Consider the following 24,462-nt stretch of genomic DNA (forward strand, 5'->3'; position numbering starts at 1 on the left):
GTCCAGCGATAACAGTCGGCGGGTGGCGTCGGAGCTCATGATTGCTGCACCGAATCGTCAGTCATGGCCGCCAGCACCCGCTGGAAGCGGTCGATGACCTTTCGGACCCGTTTGGCGTCGAACACGTCGGTGTCGAATTCGACGCGCAGCACCAGTTCGTTGCCGGGCATAGCCTGCAGGGTCAGCGGGTAGTGGTTGTATTCCCGGCCGTTGAACTCGGTGATCGCCAGCCCATTTGTGGTGAGGTTAGCGGCGGCCTCCACCGGGAAGTTCTGATACACGAACAGCGTGTCGAAGAGCTGCTCGTGGCCGGTGGCACGGTGGATCTCGTTGAGCGCCAAATGCTGGTGATCCAGCGTGTCGGTGTGCCGGCGTTGCAGGCCATCGAGCAGGTCGGCGATGGTGGTATCCGGGGTGATGGTGGCCCGAACTGGCACGGTGTTGATCAGCAAACCGACCATCGATTCCGAGCCGGTCACCTCGACCGACCGCCCCGAGACGGCGACACCGAAGACGACGTCGTGTTGGCCGGTCAGCCACATCAGCACTTGTGCCCAGGCGGCTTGCAGCACGGTGTTGGCGGTCGTGTGGCAGCTGCGGGCCAGCTCGTTGACAGCGCTGGTGGAATCGGCGGGCAGCCGGAAGGTTTCGGTGGCTCGCCGTCCCGGTCCTGATCGGCCGCGCGGCGCGACCAGAGTCGGAGTGTCGAATCCGGCCAGGACTTCCCGCCAGGCGGCGTGGGCGGCGTCGACATCTCGATCCGCCAGCCAGGTTACGAACCGTCGGTAGGACCCGGCGGCGGGCAGCCGATGCTCGTAGTAGCTCGCGAAGATCTCCTGGAGCAGGATCGGCAGCGACCAGCCGTCGAGCACGATGTGGTGGTAGGTCAGGACGAAGTGGTGCTCACCGTCGCCGGTACGGATTAGCACCGCGCGGAAGGCCGACTGATGGACCAAGTCGCAGACCGCGCCGCGTTCGGCGGCGCACAACCGCTGAATCTGCTCGTCGATGTCGGCGTTGTCTGCGGCGATGTTGAGGTATTGCCACGGAACGTTGGGTTCGGCGCAGATGATCTGCACCGGGTCGTCGAATTGCTGGTTGAACCGGGCAGCCAAGTTGGGGTGGCGGTTGGCCACCGTTTGCACCGCCCTGCGAAGCCGGTGCGCTTCCAGCGGGCCGGTAATGGTGACGTCGAGCTGCATGGCGTAAAGGTCGTCTTGGTCGCTGCCGCTGGTGGCGTTGGCGTGGAATAGCAATCCCTGCTGCAGCGGAGTCAGCGGCAAGATGTCCGCGATCCGGTGTTGCTGGCTCAGCTCGTCGATCTGTTGCTGAGTCAGCCGGGCAGGGGTGATATCGGAGGGGGTCAGGCCGCCGCCACCCTGGCGTACGTGCTCGCAGATACCGGTCAGGGCGTCGAACCACAGCTGGCTGAGTCGGCCGATCTGGTTGTCGTCGAGCGCCGACGGAGCCCAGGTCCAGCTGGCATACAACTGTGGTCCGGCGTCGGTGTCGACGGTACTGGCGTTGAGTTCCACCGTGTGCGCCAGTGGCATGGGTAGTGCCGCCGCGGCCGCGCTGAACGACGCCCCGTCGTGGCTGACCTGCCACAGTTCGGCGGCGAGCTCCGCCTCGACCGCTGCAGCCGCACCCAGCCTGCCGAGGTAGTTGAACCCGATGGTGGGGTCGGATCCGGATAGCTCGGCGTCGGGGTTGAGGTAGCGCAGCAGCCCGTACGTCAACCCGTCAGGTTGGCCGCGGAGTTGTTCCTTGGCGCCCTTGATCACCGGGCCCAGCTTCGGCTCGCCGGCCACTACCTGAGACCAGCGCAGTCCGCCGACGTTCAATGCCACCGGGTACTTGCTCGTGAACCAGCCCACGGTGCGGGAGAGATCCACGTCGGGAGAGACGTCTTCGTGGCGGCCGTGACCTTCGACGTCGATGGCCACAGGCGTGTCGGTGGTGTTCAGCAACTGGGTCAACGCTAGTGCGTAGGCGATCAGCAGGATGTCTTGTATCCCGGCGTGGAACGCTGCTGGGACTTCACCGAGCAGCATCTGGGTGGTCTCGATATCCAGTGATGCCGTCAGGTGCCCAGCACTGGCATAGGTGTCCAGCTCGGGTTGCACCGCCGGCAGCGCGGGCGGGACCGCCAATACTTCTCGCCAACCGTCGGCCTGGTCGGCCACCGTGACCGCATGCGCGTAGTCGCCCAGCAGGGCCGCCCAGCGGGCAAACGAGGTTCCGGTCACCGGCAGCGCGATCGGCTGGCCGTGATGATGTTGGGCCCAGGCGATGTTGAGGTCTTCCAGCAGAATCCGCCACGACACCGCATCCACGGCCAGGTGATGAATGATCAGCGCCAGCTGACGCGTCGAGGTCGCCCACAGCGCACTGACCATCATCCCCGCAGCCGGGTTTAACGCCGAGCGGGCCGCCACCAGCGCCTCATCACCCAACACGTCCACCGATTGCAGCTGCGCAGTCACTGAGCCCGGCGCGGGCACCTGCAGCGACCACCCCCCGGCGCCGTCGTCCTCGACGCGGCAGCGCAGCATGGCATGGCGATCCAGCAGCGCCTGCACCACCACCGCCACGTCGGCCTCGGTCACCTCGGCCGGGGCTTGCAGCAGCACCGTCTGGTTGAACTGGTCAACGCGGGCGCCGCTGCTGTGGATCTCGCGCAGCCACGCGATGATCGGGGTGGTCGCCACCGCACCAACACCTTCATCGACGGGGCCGACCTCACCGCCGGTGACCGTCACCACTTGGGCCAGTCGGGCCACGGTCTGTTCGACGAAAATGTCGCGCGGTCGACACTGGACACCCGAGGCTCGGGCTCGGGCCACCACCTGCATCGACAAAATGCTGTCCCCGCCCAGATCGAAGAACGAGTCATCGATTCCGACTCGCTCGAGCCCGAGCACCTGGGCGTAGATGCCGGCCAGGATTTCCTCGATCAGGGTGGCCGGGGCGCGGTAGTGCTCGACGTCTTCGTAGTCGGGTGCCGGCAAGGCGCGGGTGTCGAGTTTGCCGTTGATCGTCAACGGCAACGCATCGATCGCCACCACTGCGGCTGGCACCATGTAGGACGGCAACCGATCGGCCAGCGCGCTGCGGAGGTCGGCGGGATCGGCGGTGCCGGTGATGTAGCCGACCAGACGTTTGATGCCGGGCTGATCTTCGCGCGCGATCACCACCGCCTGCTCGACACCGGCCAAACCCGCCAGGGCCGTTTGGATCTCACCGAGCTCGATGCGATACCCGCGGATCTTGACCTGATCATCCGCGCGCCCCAAATACTGCAACTGCCCATCGCCACGCCAACTCACCAGATCCCCGGTGCGATACATCCGCATATCGCCTCCGCCGAATGGGCAGGCCACAAACCGGGCTGCGGTCAACCCCGACCGCCGCAAATACCCACACGCCACACCACTGCCGCCGACATAGAGCTCCCCCACCACCCCGGGCGGTACCGGGCGCAACCACTCATCAAGCACAAACACCGCCGCCGTCGACACCGGCGCACCAATGGGCGCCGCCCCCGAACCCGCCACTAGCGGTGCGCTCATCGACGCATACACCGTGATCTCAGTCGGCCCATAGGCATTGATCACCACCCGCCCAGGCGCCCACCGATCCACCACCTCCGCCGGACACACCTCCCCACCCAACAACACCGCCACCGACTCCAACCCCTGCGGCGAGAGCGCATTGACCGCCGACGGCGTCTGAGTCAACACATTGACCCGCTCGCTCACTAACAGCGCATGGAACTCATCTGGAGAGGTGACCACCGACTCGGGCACGATCACCAACCGCCCCCCGCCCAGCAACGCCGCCCAAATCTCCCACACCGAAAAGTCAAACGCATACGAATGGCACTGCGTCCACACCTGCGCCTGCGGCAACTGCTTGGGCGTCGACTGCGCCACATGCCCCAAATTGCGGTGCGTGACCGCCACACCCTTGGGCACACCCGTAGTGCCCGACGTATAAATCAGATACGCGATGTCCTCGGGGGCCGGATCCGCCAACGCCGTGTCGGGCTGACTGTGCAGCGCCGGATCGTCGATGTCGATGACCATGACGTCATGACCATCCAGCCGCGACCCAAGAGCAGCGATGGTAAGCACCGCGACCGGCGCAGCATCGGCCACCATGAATTCGATGCGCGTCGCGGGCACCGCCGGATCGATCGCCAAATAGGCCGCTCCGGTTTTGAGCACCGCCAGCATCGAGATGATCGCTTCGGTGGAGCGCTCCAACAACAACGCCACACACTGGCCCGGGCCAGCGCCCCGATCAGAGAGTAAGTGCGCCAGCCGATTCGCGGCCTCGTCAAGTTCACGATAAGTCAGCGAACGGCCCGCACAGCTGATCGCCACTGCCTCCGGCGCACGCGCCACCTGGGCGGCGAACAGCGCCGGAACGGACGCCGGCGTGCCCGCGGCCACTGTCAACACTGCCCGGTTACCCAGCTCCTCCAACCGGGCGTACTCACCCTCGTCGAGCACATCGATCGACGACAGCCGCCGATGCGGGTCGGTGATCATCGCCGCCAATACCCGCTCAAGGCGCGTGATCAGCGCTCGGATGCTGTCCGCGTCGAACACATCCGTACGGAATTCGACCGTGCCTGAAATTCCGGCAGGCTCACCGGCCTGGGTACGCCGTTCCTCCATGGAGAAGCTCAGATCCATGCGGGCGGTGTGGGTATCGGCCGGCAGCTGGGTGGCCTCGAGATCCCCAAGTGCCAGCCCGGGACCAGTGTTGTCGTGTCCGGGAGCGTTCTGCCAAGCCAACGCCACCTGCACCAGTGGGTGATGGGTGAGGCTTCGGGCCGGGTTGAGCCGCTCGACGAGCACCTCAAACGGCACGTCCTGGTGTTCGTAGGCGGCCAGGCTGCGCGCGCGCACCTGAGCCAGCAACTCCGCCACCGTCGGATCGCCAGTTAGATCGATGCGCAGTACCAACGTGTTGACGAAAAACCCGATCAGCTCATCCAGGGCGGGGTCGCGGCGCCCGGCGATCGGGAACCCCACCGCCACATCAGAACTCGCGCCAAGCCTGCCAAGCAACATCGTCAGGGCAGCTTGGATCACCATGAAGTTGGTCGCGTTGTGCTCGCGAGCACATTGGGCTACCTGCTGTTGCAGCTCGGCGCACCAGTCCACGGCCATTGTGGCACCACGCGAATCGGCCACCGCCGGATAAGGCCGATCAGTGGGCAACACTAAGCGTTCGGGCATTCCAGCCAACGCCTCCTGCCAATAGGCCAGCTGGGTGCCGATGCGGCTTTGGCTGTCATCGAGATCACCGAATTGGGTGCGCTGCCACAACGTGTAGTCGACATACTGCACCGCCAGCGGCGCCCAACTGGGGGCCTGTCCGGCGCACCGGCTGGCGTAGGCCACCGCCAGATCGCCCACCAACGGAGTGACCGACCAGCCGTCGGCGGCGATGTGGTGAACGACCGCCACAAGGATGTGCTCGTCCTCGGCGATGCGGAAAAGCCGTGCGCGCAACGGTATCTCGGCGGCCAGATCGAATGTGTAACGTGCTGCGACGCCGATGACCTCCTGCAACCCGCTCGCGGTCCAACTGGTTGCATCGACGACGTCCCAGCCGAAGTCGGCCCGCTCGGGGGAAATGACCAACTGTCGCGGCACCCCTTCGACCGCGGGGAACAGGGTGCGCAGAGTTTCATGGCGTGCCACAACGTCGGCCAACGCCGCACCCAACGCGTCGACGTTCAATGGCCCGCTGAGCCTAAGGGCTGTCGGCATGTTGTAGACCGGCGAGGGTCCCTGCAACTGGTCTAAGAACCACAGTCGGGATTGGGCAAATGACAACGGAATCACCGCGGGCCGAGGGCCGGCCACTAAAGCCGCTAGCCGATCCTCACCCGCACCGATCCGAGGTACCAGTTGGGCTACCGTGGGCGCCTCAAACACAGCGCGCACCGAAAGACCGGCATCCAATGACTTGTTGATCCCGGCGACCAAACGCATCGCCGACAGCGAATCTCCGCCTAGGTCGAAGAAGGAGTCGTCGACGCCGACTCGCTCGAGTCCGAGGACTTGGGCGTAGATGCCGGCCACGATCTCCTCGGTGAGGGAGGTCGGGGCGCGGTAGCGCTCGACGTCCTGGTAGTCCGGCGCCGGCAAGGCTCGAGTGTCCAATTTGCCGTTGACCGTCAACGGCAGCGCGTCCAGGACCAGGACCACGACGGGAACCATGTACTGGGGAAGTCGGTCCGCCAATGCGCTGCGCGCCCCTGCCGCGTCGACCGCTCCGGCCACCGACTCGGTGACATAGCCAACAAGACGCTTAGTGCCCGGATGGTCCTCACGCGCGATCACCACCGCCTGCGAAACGCCGTCCAAACTTGCTAAAGCTGTTTGGATCTCACCGAGCTCGATGCGATAGCCGCGGATTTTGACCTGGTCATCGGCGCGGCCCAGATACTGCAGCTGCCCATCAGCACGCCAACTCACCAGATCCCCGGTCCGATACATGCGTTGCTCGGGCGACCCGAAGGGGCAGGCCACGAACCGCGACGCGGTCAACCCTGACCGGCCCATGTACCCGCACGCAACCCCGCTCCCAGCGACGTAGAGTTCACCGACGACCCCGCTCGGCACCTGCCGCAAGCACTCGTCAAGCACGAACAACGCTGCGGTTGACACGGGCGCACCGATAGGCGCCGCGCCCGATTCGGGCAGCAGTGGCGCACTCATCGACGCATACACAGTGACCTCAGTCGGACCATAGGCGTTGATCACCAACCGCCCCGGCGCCCAACGGTCCACCACATCGGCCGGACAAGCCTCACCGCCGAGCAGCAACGCCACCGACTCCAGCCCCTCCGGGGCAAGTGCGTTCACCGCCGACGGGGTTTGGGTCAACACGTTGACCCGTTCGCTGACTAGCAGGGCATGGAAATCGTCCGGTGAGCTCGCTACCGATTCGGGTACCACCACCAGCCGTCCGCCACCTAGCAGCGCAGCCCAAATCTCCCACACCGAGAAATCGAAGGCATAGGAGTGACACTGGGTCCACACCTGTGCCTCCGGCAAGGGCTCAGGCGACGACTGTGCCAAGTGGCTGAGATTGTGGTGCGTGATGGCCACGCCCTTAGGGACACCGGTAGTCCCCGAGGTGTAAATGAGGTAAGCCATGTCCTCCGGGGCCGGTGCCGGCAAGGCAGTGCTCGGCTGGCCGTCCACTGCGGGATCGTCGACATCAATGACTGCGCCGTCATAGCCATCGAGCCGCGAAGCAAGATCAGCGGTAGTGACCACGGCGATCGGCGCAGCATCATCGAGCATAAATTCCAGCCGCGTGTCGGGCACGGTCGGGTCGATCGCCAGATAGGCCGCCCCAGTCTTCAATACCGACAGCATCGACACGATCGCCTCAACCGACCGGGAAAATAGCAGCGCCACAATATGTCCCGGCCTCACACCGTGGGTGGCCAGCAAGTGCGCCAATCGATTCGCAGCGCCGTCGAGTTCCCGGTACGTCATGTTGCGTTCGTCGAAGCTGAGCGCCACTGCATCAGGGGCCCGCGCGACGCGTTCTGCGAACAGTACTGGAATCGATAGCTCGGCAGGCGCCGGCTGGGACACAACCGCACGGTTGCTGAGCACATCAAGGCGGGCGTGCTCAGTCTCATCAACCAGATCGATCGACGACAGTCGCCGATGCGGATCGGCCGTCATCGCCGCCAACACCCGCTCAAACCGCGTGATGAGTGCTTCGATGGTGGCCGGATCGAACACGTCGGTGCGAAATTCCACGGCTCCGCCGATCCCGGCTGGCGCACCGGCACTCGTCCAACGTTCCGCCAGGGAGATGCTCAGGTCCATGCGGGCCGTGTGGGTGTCCACGGGCAGCGGCGTGACCTCGAGATCACCCAGGGCCAGCCCCGCTGCCGGGTCATTGTCTTGTCCGCGGAAGTTCTGCCAGGCCAACGCAACCTGCACCAGCGGGTGATGGGTGAGGCTTCGGGTGGGGTTGAGCCGCTCGACCAACGCCTCGAAGGGCACGTCCTGATGTTCGTAGGCGACCAGGCTTTGCCGTCGCACCTCGGCCAGCAGCTCCACCACCGTGGGGTCACCGGCCAGATCGACGCGCAGCACCAAGGTGTTGACGAAAAACCCGACCAGCTCGTCGAGGGCGGGGTCGCGGCGCCCGGCGATCGGGAACCCAACCGCCACATCAGAACTCGCGCTGAGCCTGCCCAGCAGCACCGCCAGGGCGGCCTGCATCACCATGAAACTCGTCGCGTTGTGCTCACCAGCCACCGCGCGCACCCGCTGCTGCAACTCCGCCGGCCAGTCCACCGGCACACTGGCGCCGCGCTGATCGGCGACGGGCGGGTAGGGGCGATCGGTGGGCAGCTGCAAGCGTTCCGGCATTCCGGCCAGCGCATCCTGCCAGTAGGCCAGCTGCCCGGCGATACGACTTTCACCGTCGTCGAGATCACCCAGCTGGCCGCGCTGCCACAGCGTGTAGTCGACGTACTGCACTGCCAACGGCGCCCAGTCCGGCGCTTGCCCTGCACACCGGCTGGCATAAGCCACACCCAAATCCGCCACCAGCGGCGTCAACGACCAGCCGTCCGCAGCGATGTGGTGCACCACGGCCACCAGCACGTGCTCATCGTCGGCAACTCGGAAAAGCCTTGCCCGCAAAGGGATTTCGGATGCCAGATCAAAACTATAGCCCACCGTGGCGTCGACGGCCTCGGCCAGCCGGTTTGCCGGCCATCCAGTGGCGTCAACGAAGTCCCATCCGAGGTCCGCCCGCTCAACGGGGATTACCACCTGCTGGGGTGTTCCGTCGACGGCCGCGAACAAGGTGCGCAGGCTTTCGTGGCGGCCCACCACATCGGCCAGCGCCGCCCCCAGCGCGTCGGCGTCCAGGCGCCCGCGCAGCTGCAATCCGACCGCCATGTTGTAAACCGGTGAGGGACCCTGCAATTGGTCGATAAACCACAGCCGGTTCTGGGCGAACGACAGCGGAACCACCTCGGGCCGCGGCCCAGCCACCAGCGGCTCCAACCGCCCCGCGCTCTCGCCGATACGCGGCGCCAGCTGGGCCACCGTGGGCGCCTCGAACACCGCACGCACCGGGAGGTCGGTATCCAGTGCGCTATTGATCGCCGCGATCAGCCGCATCGTCGACAGCGAATCCCCACCCAGATCGAAGAACGAGTCGTCGACCCCGACCCGCTCCACACCCAGCACGCGGGCGTAGATGCCGGCCAGGATGTCCTCGACTGCGCTGGACGGAGCGCGATAATGGTCGGCGCCGTAGTCGGGTGCCGGAAGCGCGCGGGCGTCGAGTTTGCCGTTGACGGTCACCGGCAGCGCCGCCATCGCCACCACGGCGGCGGGCACCATGTAGCCCGGCAGTCGATCGGCCAATGCGGTACGCACCGTGAGCGGGTCGGCGGTCCCGGTGATGTAGCCCACCAGGCGCTTGTCACCGAGGCGGTCCTCGCGGGCGATTACCGCCGCCTGCTCGACGCCCTCCAGCGCAGTCAATGCAGACTGGATTTCGCCCAGCTCGATGCGGTACCCGCGGATCTTGACCTGTTCATCGGCACGCCCGAGGTAGTCCAGCTGGCCGTCGGCGCGCCAGCGCACCAGATCCCCGGTCCGATACATCCGGGTTCCGGGCTCCCCGAACGGACAAGCCATAAATCGAGTCCCGGTCAACCCGGCCCGACGCCAATACCCAGCCCCGACCCCGGCGCCGGCCAGATACAACTCCCCGACCACGCCCGCCGGCACCGGCCGCAGCCATCCGTCGAGCACGAAGAACGCGGCCCATGCCACCGGCGACCCGATCGGGGGCGCCCCCGACCCCGCCGCCAACGGCTTACTGGCACATAGCCACATCGTGGTCTCGGTCGGGCCGTACACGTTGACCATCACCCGCTCGGGTGCCCACCGGTCCACCAGCTCGGGCGGGCAGGGCTCCGCGCCGATCACCAGCGCCGCCGACTCCAGGCCCTGCGTGGAGAGCACGCTCACCGCAGACGGTGTCTGGGTCAGCACGGTGACCTGTTCGCGCACGCACAACGCGTGGAAGTCCTGCGGTGAGCGCGCCACCTGCTCGGGCACCACCACCAACCGACCACCGTGCAGCAGCGCACCCCAGATCTCCCACACCGAGAAGTCGAACGCATAGGAATGGAACTGCGTCCACACCTGGCCCGGCGCCAGCGGCACACCGATCTGCAGTCCGTTGAACAGCTGCGTCACGTTGCGCTGGGCGACCGCCACTCCCTTGGGCACCCCGGTGGTACCGGAGGTGTAGATGATGTGGGCCAGGTCATCGGGAGCCGGCCCCGGCGGCGCCGTGCTGGGCTGAGCACCGACCCGCGGGTCCTCGACGTCGATCACCAGCAGCTCATGGCCGTCGAACCGGTCAGCCAGCCCGGCGGTGGTGAGCGCGGCGATCGGTACGGCATCGGCGAGCATGAACTCGATTCGCGCCGCCGGCAACGCCGGATCGATCGGCAGATAGGCCGCGCCCGCCTTGAGCACCGCCAGAATCGCGACGATCCCCTCGGCCGATCGCGGGAACAGCAGCGCCACCCGCTCCCCCGGGCCCGCGCCCTGGCTAATCATCAAGTGCGCCAATCGGTTAGCGGCCTCGTCGAGTTCCCGGTAGGTCAGCGACCGGTCCCCGCAGACTAGCGCCACCGCCTCGGGTGTGCGGGCGGCCTGGGCGGCGAACAACTCCGGCACTGACGTCTCGGGCACCGGTTGGGCCAACACCGCCCGGTTGCCCCAGTCGTCCAGGCGGGCGTGCTCGGCTTCGTTCAGCACATCCACCGACGTGAGCGGCCGTCCCGGGTCGGCGGTCATCGCCGCCAACACCGTCGTGAACCGCCCGATCAGTGCTCGAATGCCTTCCGCCTCGAACACGTCGGTGTCGTACTCAAGGCGAAGGCCCAATTCGCGTCCCGGCTGGGCTTGCACGGTCAAGGGGTAGTGGGTGGATTCGCGGAAGGCGAGCTCGCTGATCGCCAACTGCTGGTCATCCGACGACGCCGCGATGTCGATCGGGTAGTTCTCGTACACCAACAGGGTGTCGAACAGTCGATCCTGACCGGCGACGCGGTGAATGTCGCTGAGCGACAGGTGTTGGTGCTCGAGTGTGTCGTTGTGGGCGCTTCGCAGTTGGTCCAGCAGGTCCGCGGTGGTGGTGGCCGGCGTGAAGGTCGCCCGCACCGGCACGGTGTTGATCAACAGGCCGATCATCGACTCCGCGCCGGCCACGTCGGTCGGGCGACCCGAGACGACGGTGCCGAAGGCGACGTCATGCTGGCGGGTCAGCCAGCACAGCAGCCGCGCGAAGGCGGCCTGCAGCACGATGTTGACGGTGGTGTGGTGCGAGCGCGCCAACTCGCCCAGTGCCCGGGTGGTCTCCTCAGGCACCCGGAACGATTCGATACCGCGCTGCCCGAGCTGCAACGGATTCGGTGGCCCGACGAGGGTGGGGGTATCGAAGCCGGCGAGCACCTGACGCCATGCCGCATGGGCGGCATCGAGATCTCGGTCGGCCAGCCAGGTGATGAAGCCGCGATACGGCGCGTTCGCTGGCAGCCGCTGTCCGTAATAGCTGGCGAAGATCTCCTGCAGCAGGATCGGCAGCGACCAGCCATCGAGCACGATGTGGTGATTGGTCAGCACAAACCGGTGCCGGTCTGCTGCGACGCGGATCAATGCTCCTCGGAAGGCCGGCGCGTGGACCAGGTCGCAGACCGCGGCCCGTTCGGCGGCGCAGAGCCGCTCGAGTTCCTCATCGGAGGCGGCGTCGCCGTCGAGGTCGATATAGCGCCACTCGATCGCGGGAGCGGCCGGAATGATCTGCACCGGCTCGTCGAACGCTTGGCTGAAGCGGGCCACCAGGTTCGGATGCCGGTTGACCACCGTGTGCACCGCATCGCGCAGCCGGTGCGGGTCAAGCGGACCGGTCACGGTGATGTTCAACTGAGCGGCGTACAGGTCGTCGCTGGCCTGCGCGGTGTTGGCGTGGAAGAGCAGACCCTGCTGTACCGGGGTCAGCGGCAGCACGTCGGCGATCGGGTATTGCCGCTGCAACTCGTCGATCTGCTGTTGGGTCAGCCGGGCGGGTGCGATGTCCGACGGGGTCAGTCCGCCGCCGCCGTCGCGCACGTGGGCGCAGATGCCGGCCAGCGCCTCGAACCAGAGTTGGCTCAGCCGGGTGATTTGCCCGTGGTCGAGCGCCGAGAGCGCCCACGTCCAGCCGGCGTGCAGGTGCGGGCCGGTGTCGGTGTCGACGGTGCCGGCGTTGAGTTCCAGGGTGTGTGCCAGCGGCATGGGCACTGCCGCGGCGGCAGCCGTCATTGCCGGTCCGTCTTGGCAGATCAGCCAAATGTCGCTGGATCCGCCGCCTGCTGGGCCACCCATGCGGCCCAGATAGTTGAATCCGATCGGTGGGTCTGCGTTCTGCAGGTCGGCCTCAGGGTTCAGATAGCGCAGCACGCCATAGGTCAACGGGTCCGGCAGGGCCCGAAGCTGCTCCTTGGCGTCTTTGATCACCGCGCCCAGCGCCGCGTCGCCGGCCACCACGTGCGCCCAGGACAAGCCGCCGACCGTCAGCGACACCGGGTACTTGGCGGTGAACCACCCCACCGTCTGGGACAGATCGACGTCGGCGCCCAACTCCTCGTGGCGCCCGTGCCCCTCGACATCGATGCCGATCGGCGTGCGGGCGCTGGCCAGCAACTCGGCCACCGCCAACCCGAACGCGATCAGCAATATGTCCTGCACGCCGGCGTGAAACGCCGCGGGCACCTCTTCGAGAAGCATGCGCGTGGTGTCGGCGTCCAGCGACGCCGACAGCTGGCCTGCGTTGGCAAACGTGTCGACCGTGGGTTGCACAGCCGGCAGCGCCGCCGGGGCGGCCGCGATCTGCTTCCAGGAGTCCGCCAGGTCCAGAACGTCCCGACGCTGCGCGTAGTCGGTCAGCAGCGACGCCCAGCGCTGGAACGACGTGCCCGCCGCCGGCAACGCCACCTGCCGGCCGCTGCGATGCTGGGCCCAGACAATGTTGAGGTCATCCAGCAAGATCCGCCACGACACTCCGTCGACGGCCAGATGGTGAATCGCCACGACCAGCTGATTCGCCGACACCAGCCATAGCGCGCTCAGCATCATCCCCGCGGCCGGGTTCAACTGCGACCGCGCCGCCACCAGCGCCTCGTCGGATAGCGCGTCCACCGATTGCAGGCAGCTTCCGGCATCGACCGACCCCGGCTCGGGCACCGCCAACGACCACCCGCCGGCGCCGTCGTCCTCGACGCGCAGCCGCAGCATGGCATGCCGGTCCAGCAAGGTCTGCAGCACGAGGACCACGTCGGCCTCGGTCACGCCCGCCGGCGCCTGCACGACCATCGTCTGGTTGAACTGGTCCACTGGGCCGTCGATGTCGTGCAGCCACTTGATGATCGGGGTAGCCGACACCGGGCCGACACCCTCGTCGATCGGGCCACTCGCGTCGGCCACTCCGGCGACCCGGGCCAGTCGGGCGACGGTCTGCTCGACGAAGACGTCCCGCGGGCGACACACCAGGCCGGCGGCCCGGGCCCGGGCCACCACCTGCATCGACAGAATGCTGTCCCCACCCAGGTCGAAGAATGAGTCGTCGACGCCGACCCGCTCAAGTGCGAGGACTTCGGCATAGATGCCGGCCAAGACTTCTTCCACCGCGTCGGCCGGGGCGCGGTACCGGTCGCCGCCGTCGCGATAGTCGGGTGCGGGCAGTGCGCGGACGTCGAGTTTGCCGTTGACCGTCAACGGCAGCGCGTCCAGCACCACCACCGCGACTGGGACCATGTAGGCCGGCAGCCGCTCGCCCAGCGCGGCACGGACCCCGGCGGGGTCGACGGCGCCGGTGACGTAGCCCACCAGACGTTTGTCGCCGGGCCGGTCTTCGCGGGCGATGGCCACCGCCTGCTCCACGCCGTCCCGGCCAGCCAGGGCGGCTTGGACCTCACCGAGCTCGATGCGATAGCCGCGGATCTTGACCTGCTCGTCTGCGCGGCCCAAATATTGCAGCTGCCCGTCAGGACGCCAGCACACCAGGTCCCCGGTGCGATACATCCGCGTGGCCCCGCCGAACGGACACGCCACGAACCGCGAAGCGGTCAACCCGGTCCTGCTCAGGTAGCCGTACCCCAGCCCAGAACCGGCCACATACAGTTCCCCGATCACGCCGGGGGGCACCGGCCGCAACCGCTCGTCGAGCACGAACAACGCCGCCGCGGGGACCGGCGAGCCGATCGGCACCCCCGACCCGGCGGTCAGCGGCGCACTGATCGCTACGCACATCGTCGTTTCGGTGGGCCCGTAGGCGTTGATCATCACCCGCCCGGCAGCCCACTGCTCCACGACTTCGGGAGCACACGCTTCACCGACCACCACCAACGCCGCCGACTCCAAGCCCTCGGTCGGCAAAACCCTTACTGCAGAGGGGGTTTGGGTGAGCACGTCGACGTGTTCGCGAACCAGCAACGCGTGGAAGTCTTCTGGTGAACCCGCGACGTCCTCGGGCACCACCACCACTCGTCCACCGCGCAGCAGCGCACCGAAGATCTCCCACACCGAGACGTCGAAGGCCAGTGAATGGCACTGCGGCCACACCCCGGCGCGCGGCAGCCCGGCGTCAAGCGTCTCCAGCAGTTGCGTCACGTTGTGGTGAGTGATCGCAACCCCTTTGGGCACGCCGGTCGTACCCGACGTGTAGATGAGGTACGCGACGTCGTCGTGGCTGGGTGCCGCCAATGTTGTGCCGGGTCCGGCGTCGACGGCGACATCGTTGATATCGATGACGGGCAGGTCGGTGCCGTTCAGTCGCGAGCGCAAACCGGCGGTGGTGATCACCGCGATCGGCGCAGCGTCGGCCAGCATGAACGCCATCCGCGCCACCGGCACTGCCGCGTCGATCGGCAGATATGCCGCCCCGGTCTTGAGCACCGCCAGGATCGCAACGATCGCTTCGGCGGAACGGTTGAACAGCAGCGCCACGCACCGTCCGGGGCCGGCACCTTGTTCGATAAACGTGTGCGCCAACTGGTTTGCGGCATCGTCGAGTTCGCGGTAGGTCCACGAACGCTCGCCGCAGGTGATGGCCGCCGCGTCGGGCGCGCGTGTCACGTGCTCGGCGAACAACGCCGGAATCGACACCGGCCTAGGCGCGGGGCGGGTCAATGCCGCCCGGTTACCGATCGCATCGAGTCGGAGGCGTTCATCGGCGTCGAGCACATCCACCGACGACAACCGTGCCGTCGGGTCGGAAGTGATGGCGGTCAACACCCGCTGCAGTCGGGCGACCAGGTTTTCGATGCTGGCCGGGTCAAATACGTCGGTGCGGAATTCCACCGTGCCGCCGATTCCGGCGGGCTCACCGGCTTGGGTCCGACGTTCGGACAGCGAGAAGCTCAAGTCCATCCGGGCGCTGTGGGTGTCCACCGGCATTTGGGTGACGTGCAGATCTCCCAGCGTCAACCCGGCGGCAGGATCGTTGATGTCTTGTCCGGGAACGTTCTGCCAGGCCAACCCAACCTGCACCAGCGGGTGATGGGTCATGCTGCGGGCCGGGTTGAGCCGCTCGACAAGCACTTCGAACGGCACGTCCTGGTGCTCGTAGGCGGCCAGGCTGCGGGCTCGCACCTGGGCCAGCAGCTCGGCGACAGAAGGATCCCCGGCCAGGTCGACGCGCAGCACCAAAGTGTTGACGAAGAACCCGACCAGTTCGTCGAGCGCCGGGTCGCGACGTCCGGCGATCGGGAACCCAACGGCCACATCAGTACTCGCGCTGAGCCTGCCCAGCAGCACGGCCAGGGCCGCTTGCATCACCATGAAGCTGGTGGCGTTGTGCTCTGCGGCTACCCTGGCAACCTGCTGCTGAAGTTCGACGGGCCAATCCACCGTCAACGTGGCGCCGCGCTGATCGGCCACCGGCGGGTAAGGCCGATCGGTGGGAAGCTGCAGGCGTTCGGGCATCCCGGCCAGCGCGTCCTGCCAGTAGGCCAGTTGGGTGGCGATGCGGCTGCCACTTTCGTCGAGGTCACCGAACTGGGCGCGTTGCCACAGCGTGTAATCGGCGTATTGCACCGGAAGTTCGGCCCACTGCGGGGCTTGTCCGTCGCACCGGCTGGCGTAGGCCACACCCATGTCGGCCACCAGTGGGGTGATTGACCAGCCGTCGGCGGCAATGTGGTGCACCACGACTACCAGCACATGGTCGTCGTCGGCGATGCGGAAAAGCGTTGTCCGCAACGGGATTTCGGTGGCCAGATCAAAGGTGTGCCGCACTGCGGCGTCGATGGCCTCGCTCAGCGGGCTTGCCGGCCATCCGGTGGCATCGACGACGTCCCACCGCAATTCGGCTTGCTCCGGGGCCAGCACCACCTGCTGCGGGATGCCGTCGGAGGCGGCGAACAGGGTCCGCAGACTCTCATGGCGACCCACCACATCGGCCAGTGCCGCGCTGAGCGCGTCGACATCCAGTGTCCCGCTGATCCGAAGCGCGGCGGCCATGTTGTAGACCGGTGAGGGCCCCTGCAACTGGTCGAGGAACCACAAGCGGGATTGCGCGAACGACAACGGAATGACCGCAGGTCGCGGTGCCGCCACCAACGGCTCCAGCCGTTGCTCGTCGCCGCCGATGTGGGGTGCCAGCCGAGCCACCGTGGGGGCCTCGAACAAGGTGCGCACCCCGATGCCGGCACTCAACGATTTGTTGATCGCAGTGACCAGACGCATCGCCGACAGCGAATCGCCGCCCAAGTCGAAAAACGAGTCGTCGACCCCGACAAGGGACAGCCCGAGGACGTGCGCGTAGAGGCCGGCCAGGATTTCTTCGACTGGGCCCTCCGGCGCGCGGTAGCGATCTGCGTCCTGGTAGTCCGGCGCCGGTAGGGCTCGGGTGTCGAGTTTGCCGTTGACCGTCAACGGCAGTGCGTCCAACGCCACCACCGCAGCAGGCACCATGTAGGCCGGCAGCCGTTCAACCAGCTGGGCCCGGATCTGGCTCGGGTCGGCGGAGCCAGTGAGATAGCCGATCAGGTGTTTGTCGCCGGGACGGCCCTCGCGGGCGATCACCACGGCCTGCTCGACACCGTCCAGCGCGGCCAGAGCTGCCTGGACTTCACCGAGTTCGATGCGATACCCGCGGATCTTGACCTGCTCGTCAGCGCGCCCTACGAACTGCAACTGCCCGTCAACACGCCATGAGACCAGATCGCCGGTGCGATACATCCGCTGTCCCCGCGTCCCGAACGGACACGCCACAAACCGTGAGGCGGTCAACCCCGTCCGGCGCCAGTACCCGCAGCCCACCCCAGCACCGGCCACGTACAGTTCACCGACCACACCCGCTGGCACCGGGCGTAGCCAGGCGTCCAGCACAAAAAAGGCCGCCCCTGCCACCGGTGAGCCGATCGGCGGCACGCCCGACCCCTCCGCCAATGGCGAACTCACAGACGTATACACCGTGGTCTCGGTGGGGCCGTAGGAGTGGACCATCACCCGCCCGGGCGCCCACCGATCCACCACCTCCGCCGGGCAGCTCTCACTTGCCGCCACCAATGTCACCGAGTCCAACCCCTGCCGCGACAACGTCCCCACCGCCGACGGCGTCAGGATGAGCATGTTGACGTGTTCGCTGACGAGCAAGCCGTGCAGGTCTTCCGGTGAGCGGCCGACCGACTCAGGCACCACCACCAGCCGTCCACCATGCAACAACGCGCCCCACATCTCCCATGCCGAAACGTCGAAGGCCAAGGAATGCCACTGCGACCACACCCGCGCCGATCCCGCCGGCATGCCGCCATTCACTGACTCCAGCAGCTGGGCCAAATTGTGGTGAGTAATCGCCACGCCCTTCGGGACGCCAGTCGTGCCCGAGGTGTAGATGATGTAGGCGATGTCGTCGGGAGTCGGTCCCGGTAATGCGGTGCTGGGCTGGGTGTCGATAGCAGGGTCGTCGACGTCGATGACGTGCACGTCGCATCCATCGAGTCGCGACCGTAGCCCGGAGGTGGTGATCGCGGCGATCGGCGCGGCGTCGGCCAGCACGAACCCGATGCGCGACCCCGGCAACGCCGGGTCGATCGGGACATAGGCCGCCCCGGTTTTGAGCACCGCCACAATCGACACGATCGCCTCGGCCGACCGGGACAACAGCAGCGCCACACTTTCGCCCTGACCCGCACCGTGATCGGCCAGCAGATGTGCCAGCCGGTTAGCGGCCGCGTCGAGTTCGCGGTACGTCATCGAACGGCCGTCGCAGGTGACCGCCAACTCGTCGGGGATACGCGCCACTTGTTCGGCGAACAATGCCGGAACGGATGCCGTGGTCGTCGGCCAGGTCAACGCCGACCGGCTGCCCCAGCTATCCATGCGGGCATGCTCAGCCGCATCGAGCAGATCCACCGCCGAGAGCCGTCGCCCGAGGTCGGTCGCCATCGCCACCAACACTCGCTCTAACCGCTCGATGAGGGCTTTGATGCTGTCGGCGTCGAACACATCGGCGTCGTATTCGATGCGAAGACCCAATTCGCGGCCCGGCTGTGCTTGCACCGCAAGGGGGTAGTGGTTGGTTTCGTGGAAATTGAGCTCGGCGATGGTCAGCCCGTCGGTGCCCAGCGGCGCGGCGGTGTCGATCGGGTAGTTCTCGAACACAAACAGCGTGTCGAACAGGCGGTCGTGACCGGTGAAGTGGTGGATGTCGGTGAGCGCCACGTGCTGGTGTTCGAGCGTGTTGTTGTGCGCGTTCTGCAGCTGGTCGAGCAAGTCTGCGGTGGTGGTGGTCGGCGTCAACGTCGCCCGCACCGGCACCGTGTTGATCAACAGGCCCACCATCGACTCCGCGCCGGCCAGTTCATCCGGCCTACCCGAGACCGCCACGCCGAAGGCGACGTCATGCTGGCCGGTCAGCAAGGTGAGTAACTGTGCCCAGGCGCCCTGCAGCACGATGTTGGTGGTGGTGTGCTGCGAGCGGGCCAGCTCGCCAACCGCCCTGGTGGTCTCCCCCGATAACCGGAACGATTCAATGCCTCGCCGGCCTAGCCGTAGCCGGGCGGGCGGACCCACCAAGGTGGGGGTGTCAAAACCGGCGAGCACCGCACGCCACGCCGCTTGGGCCGCCTCGACGTCCCGCTCGGCCAACCAGGTGACATATCTGCGGTATGGCGGGGCTGCGCGCAGCCGCTGCCCGAGATAGCCCGCGAAGACTTCCTGCAGCAGGATCGGCATCGACCAGCCGTCGAGCACGATGTGGTGGGTGGTCAGCACAAGCCGATGCCGGTCTGGTGCGGTGCGGATGAGGGCGGCCCGGAAGGCGGGCTGGTCGAGGAGGTCGCAGACCGCGACGCGCTCGGCGGCGCGGACCTGCTCGATCTCCTCGTCGGGATCGCCGGCGTCCAGGTCGACGTATCGCCAGGGCGCCACCGGATCAGCGGGAATGATTTGCACCGGCTCATCGAACCGTTCGCAGAATCGGGCAACCAGGTGTGGATGCCGGTTGACCACGGCCTGCACTGCATCGTGTAGCCGGTGCTGGTCGAGCGGGCCGCTCAACACCAAATCAAGTTGCATCGCATACACGTCGTCGCCGGGGCCTTGCGCGACGCTCGTGTGGAAGAGCAGTCCCTGCTGCAGCGGGGACAGTGGCAGCACGTCGGCGATCGTGTAGTGCCGCTGGAGCTCGTCGATTTGCTGCTGGTCCAGCCGGGCCGGCGCGATATCCGACGGGGTCAACCCACCCCCACCGCTGCGCACATGCGCGCAGATGCCAGCCAGGGCCTCGAACCACAGCTGGTTCAGCCGGCTGATGTGACCGTGATCGAGAGCCGAAGGCGCCCAGGTCCAGTCGGCATGCAGCTGCGGCCCGGCATCGGTGTCGACGGTGCCGGCGTTGAGTTCGACGGTGTGCATCAACGGCAGCGGCACCGCGGTGGCCGCAGCGGTGAGCGAGAAGCCCGGTTGGCGGAGCCGCCACAGATCCTCGGAGAGCTCGGCGGCACCAGCTCCCAGACGACCCAGATAGTTGAAGCCGATCGCCGGGTCGGACCCGGCCAGGTCCACATCGGGGTTCAGGTAGCGCAGTAAGCCATAGGTCAGGCCGTCGGGCAGGGCCCGCAGTTGCTCCTTGGCGTCTTTGATCGCCGCGCCCAGCGCGGCATCGCCGGCCACCACCTGCGTCCAGTGCAGCCCGTCGGCGTTGAACGCCACCGGGTATTTGGTGGTGAACCAGCCCACCGTGCGGGACAGGTCAATGTCGACAGCTCCACCCAGATCTTCGACACGCCCGTGCCCTTCGACATCGATACCGATCGGCGCAGCGGGATTGCCGACGAACTCGGCCACCGCCAACCCGAACGCGATCAAAAGGATGTCGTGCACCCCGGCGTGGAACGCCGCGGGTATTTCACCGAGCAGCATGCGGGTGGTCTCGGCATCCAGTTCCGCCGACATCCGCCCGGCACTCGCATACGTGTCCATGTCGGCGCGCGCGGCGGGCAGTGCGGCCGGAGTCGCCGCAACCTGACGCCACACCTCGGCCTGACCAACCACTTCTGGATCGCGGGCATGCGCAGCCAGCAGCTCCGCCCACCGGGCAAACGACATCCCGCCGGCAGCCAGCGCCACGGGTTGGCCGTTGTGATGTTGGGCCCAGGCGATGTTGATGTCTTCCAACACGATTCGCCATGACACACCGTCGACGGCCAGATGGTGAACGACCAACGCCAGCTGTCCGCGGACGGGATCCCATAAGGCGCTGAGCATCACCCCCGCGGCCGGGTCCAACCGCAACCGCGCCGCCACCAGCGCGTCGTCGGACAACGCATCCACCGTCTCCACGCACCGGCCCGCGTCCACCGAGCCTGGCTCGGGCACCGTCAGTGCCCACCCACCCGCGGCGTCGTGCTCGGCGCGCAGCCGCAACATGGCATGCCGATCCAGCAAGGCCTGCAATACAACCGCGACGTCGGCCTCGGTCACCCCGGCCGGAGCCTGCAACAGCACCGTCTGGTTGAACTGCTCAACCGGGCCGTTTACGTCGCCCAGCCACCGCATGATCGGCGTGGCCACCACCGGGCCGAGACCCTCATCGATCGCGTCATCCGCAGCGGCGGCGGCCGTGACCACCCGGGCCAGCCGGGCCACGGTCTGCTCGACGAAAATATCGCGCGGGCGACACACCAGGCCGGCAGCACGGGCCCGTGAGGCCACCTGCATCGACAAAATGCTGTCCCCGCCCCGCTCGAAGAACGAGTCGTCAACCCCGACCCGGTCGACGCCGAGGACTTGGGCGTAGATGCCGGCCAGGAGCTCCTCGATCGCGCTGGCCGGGGCGCGGTACTGATCGACGTCCTGATACTCCGGAGCGGGCAGCGCGCGGGTATCGAGTTTGCCGTTCACCGTCAACGGGAATAGGTCTAGCTCCACCACTGCGGCCGGCACCATGTAGGCCGGCAGCCGCTCAGCAAGCGCGGCACGCAATTTGGCCGGGTCGACAGCCCCGGTCACGTAACCCACCAGCCGCTTGTCACCGGGACGGTCCTCGCGGACGATCACCACCGCCTGCTCGACGCCGTCCAGCCCGGCCAGCACCGCCTGGATTTCACCGAGCTCGATGCGATACCCGCGGATCTTGACCTGCTCGTCGGCGCGGCCCACGTACTGCAGCTGCCCGTCGGAACCCCAACACACCAGATCGCCGGTGCGATACATCCGCAGACCGGGCTCGCCCGGCTCGGCGAACGGACAGGCCACAAACCGCGATGACGTCAGCCCCGCCCGTCTCACATACCCATAACCCAGCCCGACACCGGCCACATACAGCTCGCCGACCACACCGGTCGGCACCGCCCGCAGCCACCCGTCGAGCACGAAAAAGCCCAGGTGCTCCAGCGGCCCACCGATGGGACTGGCGGCGCTGTGGACATCGCCGAAGCCGATCTCCCGGAACGAGGCGTGCACCGTCGTCTCGGTGATGCCGTACATGTTGATCAGCCGCGGCAACCCGGGATGGTTGTCCAACCATGACCCGAGACGCTGGGGCTCCAGCGCCTCACCGCCGAACACCACCGCTTCGAGCTTGAGCTGAGATCCCAACTCGGCGGCCACCGCGTCGACGGTCTGGAGCGCATAAAACGCCGAGGGCGTCTGGCTCAGGATGCTGACCTGCTCGGTGACTAGCAAGGCATAGAGCTCTTCGGGCGAGCGGACCACCGAATCGGGCACCACCACCACGCGTCCGCCACGCAGCAGGGCGCCGAAAATTTCCCACACCGAGAAGTCGAACGCCAACGAATGACACTGCGTCCACGCCTGACCCGCCGACAGCTCAAGATCAGCGTCCAGCGCCTCCAGCAACCGGATCACATTGTGATGAGGAACCGCCACGCCCTTGGGCAACCCGGTGGTGCCGGAGGTGTAGATCAGATAAGCGATCTGGTCCGGCCTCGGCGCCGGCAGGGCAGTGCTGGGCTGGGTGTCGCCCGCGGGGTCATCGACGTCGATGACGAGTAGCTCGAATCCGCTCAGCCGATCGGCCAGATCCGACGTGGTGACTGCGGCGACGGGTGCGGCGTCGGCGAGCACGAACTCCAGCCGCGCATCGGGCACCGCCGGATCGATCGGCAGATAGGCCGCCCCCGTCTTGAGCACCGCCAGCATCGACACGATCGCCTCGACCGACCGGGAAAACAACAGCGCCACAGACTGACCTGGACCCACACCGCGGGCAGCCAACAGGTGCGCCAACCGATTAGAGGCCTCATCAAGCTGTTGATACGTCATGGCGCGGCCGTTGCAGCTGATCGCCACCGCCTCGGGGGCGCGCGCCACATGGACGGCGAACAACGCCGGAATGGACACCCCGGTCGGCGCGGGCGCAGCCAACACCGCGCGGTTGCCGACCGCATCGAGGCGGGCGTGCTCGTCGGCCTCGAGCACATCGATCGCCGACAACCGCCGGATGGGATCGGCCGTCATCGCCGTCAACACCCGCTCTAACCGGTCCGCTATGTCGCGGGCATCGCAGTCAGCAAACAATTGCCCGACGCCGGTGGGGCTGAGAAAAAGCTGTTCGTCGTTCCGGATAATGACCAGCCCAAACTGGTCCAGGAGGCCGGTGTGGGTCACGATCCCCGACCCGGCAGCATCGGCAAGATCTGCTAAGCGGGTCGTGGGAATGAAATTGATGGTCGCCCTATTCGACGGGTGTCCAAGGTCCTGGATATGCGACTTGTGCGCAATAGTGCGCACCGGGAACCGCTGATGTTCCAGCGCTTCTTGTACTTGCTTGTCGACGTGTTCACAGAAGCCGGCGACCGTGGTCTCCGGCGAAGTTTTCAACACCAGTGGCACCACTCCGGAAACCATTCCGGGCACAAACATTGCCTCCGGACGCACGCGCCTGCTCACCGGAAAATCGAGTACAACCTCCGAGCCCGCGGCGTCGTGCCCATGTACCAGCAGCGCGCACGCCGCGGTGATCACCGAGGCCCGGCGTACCCCCAGCGCGTGTGATAACTCGCGGGTCCTGGCAACGACGGATGGATCTAGTTGGACAGGCTCAGAGGGCACGTAGTCACGCGGCTGGCCTGCGGTGCCGCCGCGCACCAACCCATAACCTGGTTCGCGTTCGAGCGGACGGTTCCTTTCCCAGTAAGCCTGATCATCGAGATAGTCGTCGGAAGCTTCGTATTCCAACTCGCAGTCGATCAGATTGCTCAGCGATCCGAAAATCGGAGGAGGAATCGGAGCACCGGTAGCGATTGCGGTATAGACGCCGGCAATTCGATGACAAAGGAGACCGATGCCGATTCCGTCGATCGCTATGTGGTGGCAGCACACGAAAAGATAGCATTCATCGGCTCGTGTTTGAAAAATGGTGAATTTGAACAGTGGCCCATTAAGTGACATCGGAATGCGTTGAATCGACGATGCCAAACGATAGACTTCCCGCGCAGAATCCTGCGAGCCGATGAGGTCATAGCGGGCAACCTCGATATCCGGGTAATCGACAACCTTTTGGAAAACTTGGCCGTCGGCCTCGAAAAAGGTCGCTCTCAGTGGTTCGGCCTCGTGCACGACGTGTTGGATCGCCGATTTCAGCAAATCGGGGTCGATCCGGCCCTCGATTCGGCCGAACATGCCAATCTGCCACTTAGTGCCGGAGAGTCCCGCTTCCTCAGAAAGCCATATGTCCAACTGTCCGCGCGTCAGCGGCAGCGCCCCACCGTCACGTTCCATCCGACTCCCCCGAGCAGCAAGGTTCACTTCTCAGAAGCCTGGACCGCTACCAGCCTCTCGCGCAGAGTCTTCGACCGCATGTGCGGCCAGCCCTGGTCGCAGTAGCCCGAACCCGCAGGTCGATCCGCTTTGCCGAACCGCA

The 24,462-nt window shown here is 66.6% G+C and carries 1 protein-coding gene; it reads right to left on the reverse strand.

Translation table 11 applies throughout. From position 1 onward, the window contains the following. Positions 1-35 precede the first annotated feature (35 nt). Entirely contained in the window at positions 36-24,320 is a 24,285-nt protein-coding gene (locus tag AC5Y49_RS18560) for a non-ribosomal peptide synthase/polyketide synthase (RefSeq protein ID WP_499889640.1), read from the reverse strand. Positions 24,321-24,462: the final 142 nt, after the last annotated feature.

This window comes from Mycobacterium sp. NGS62, from assembly GCF_059812285.1.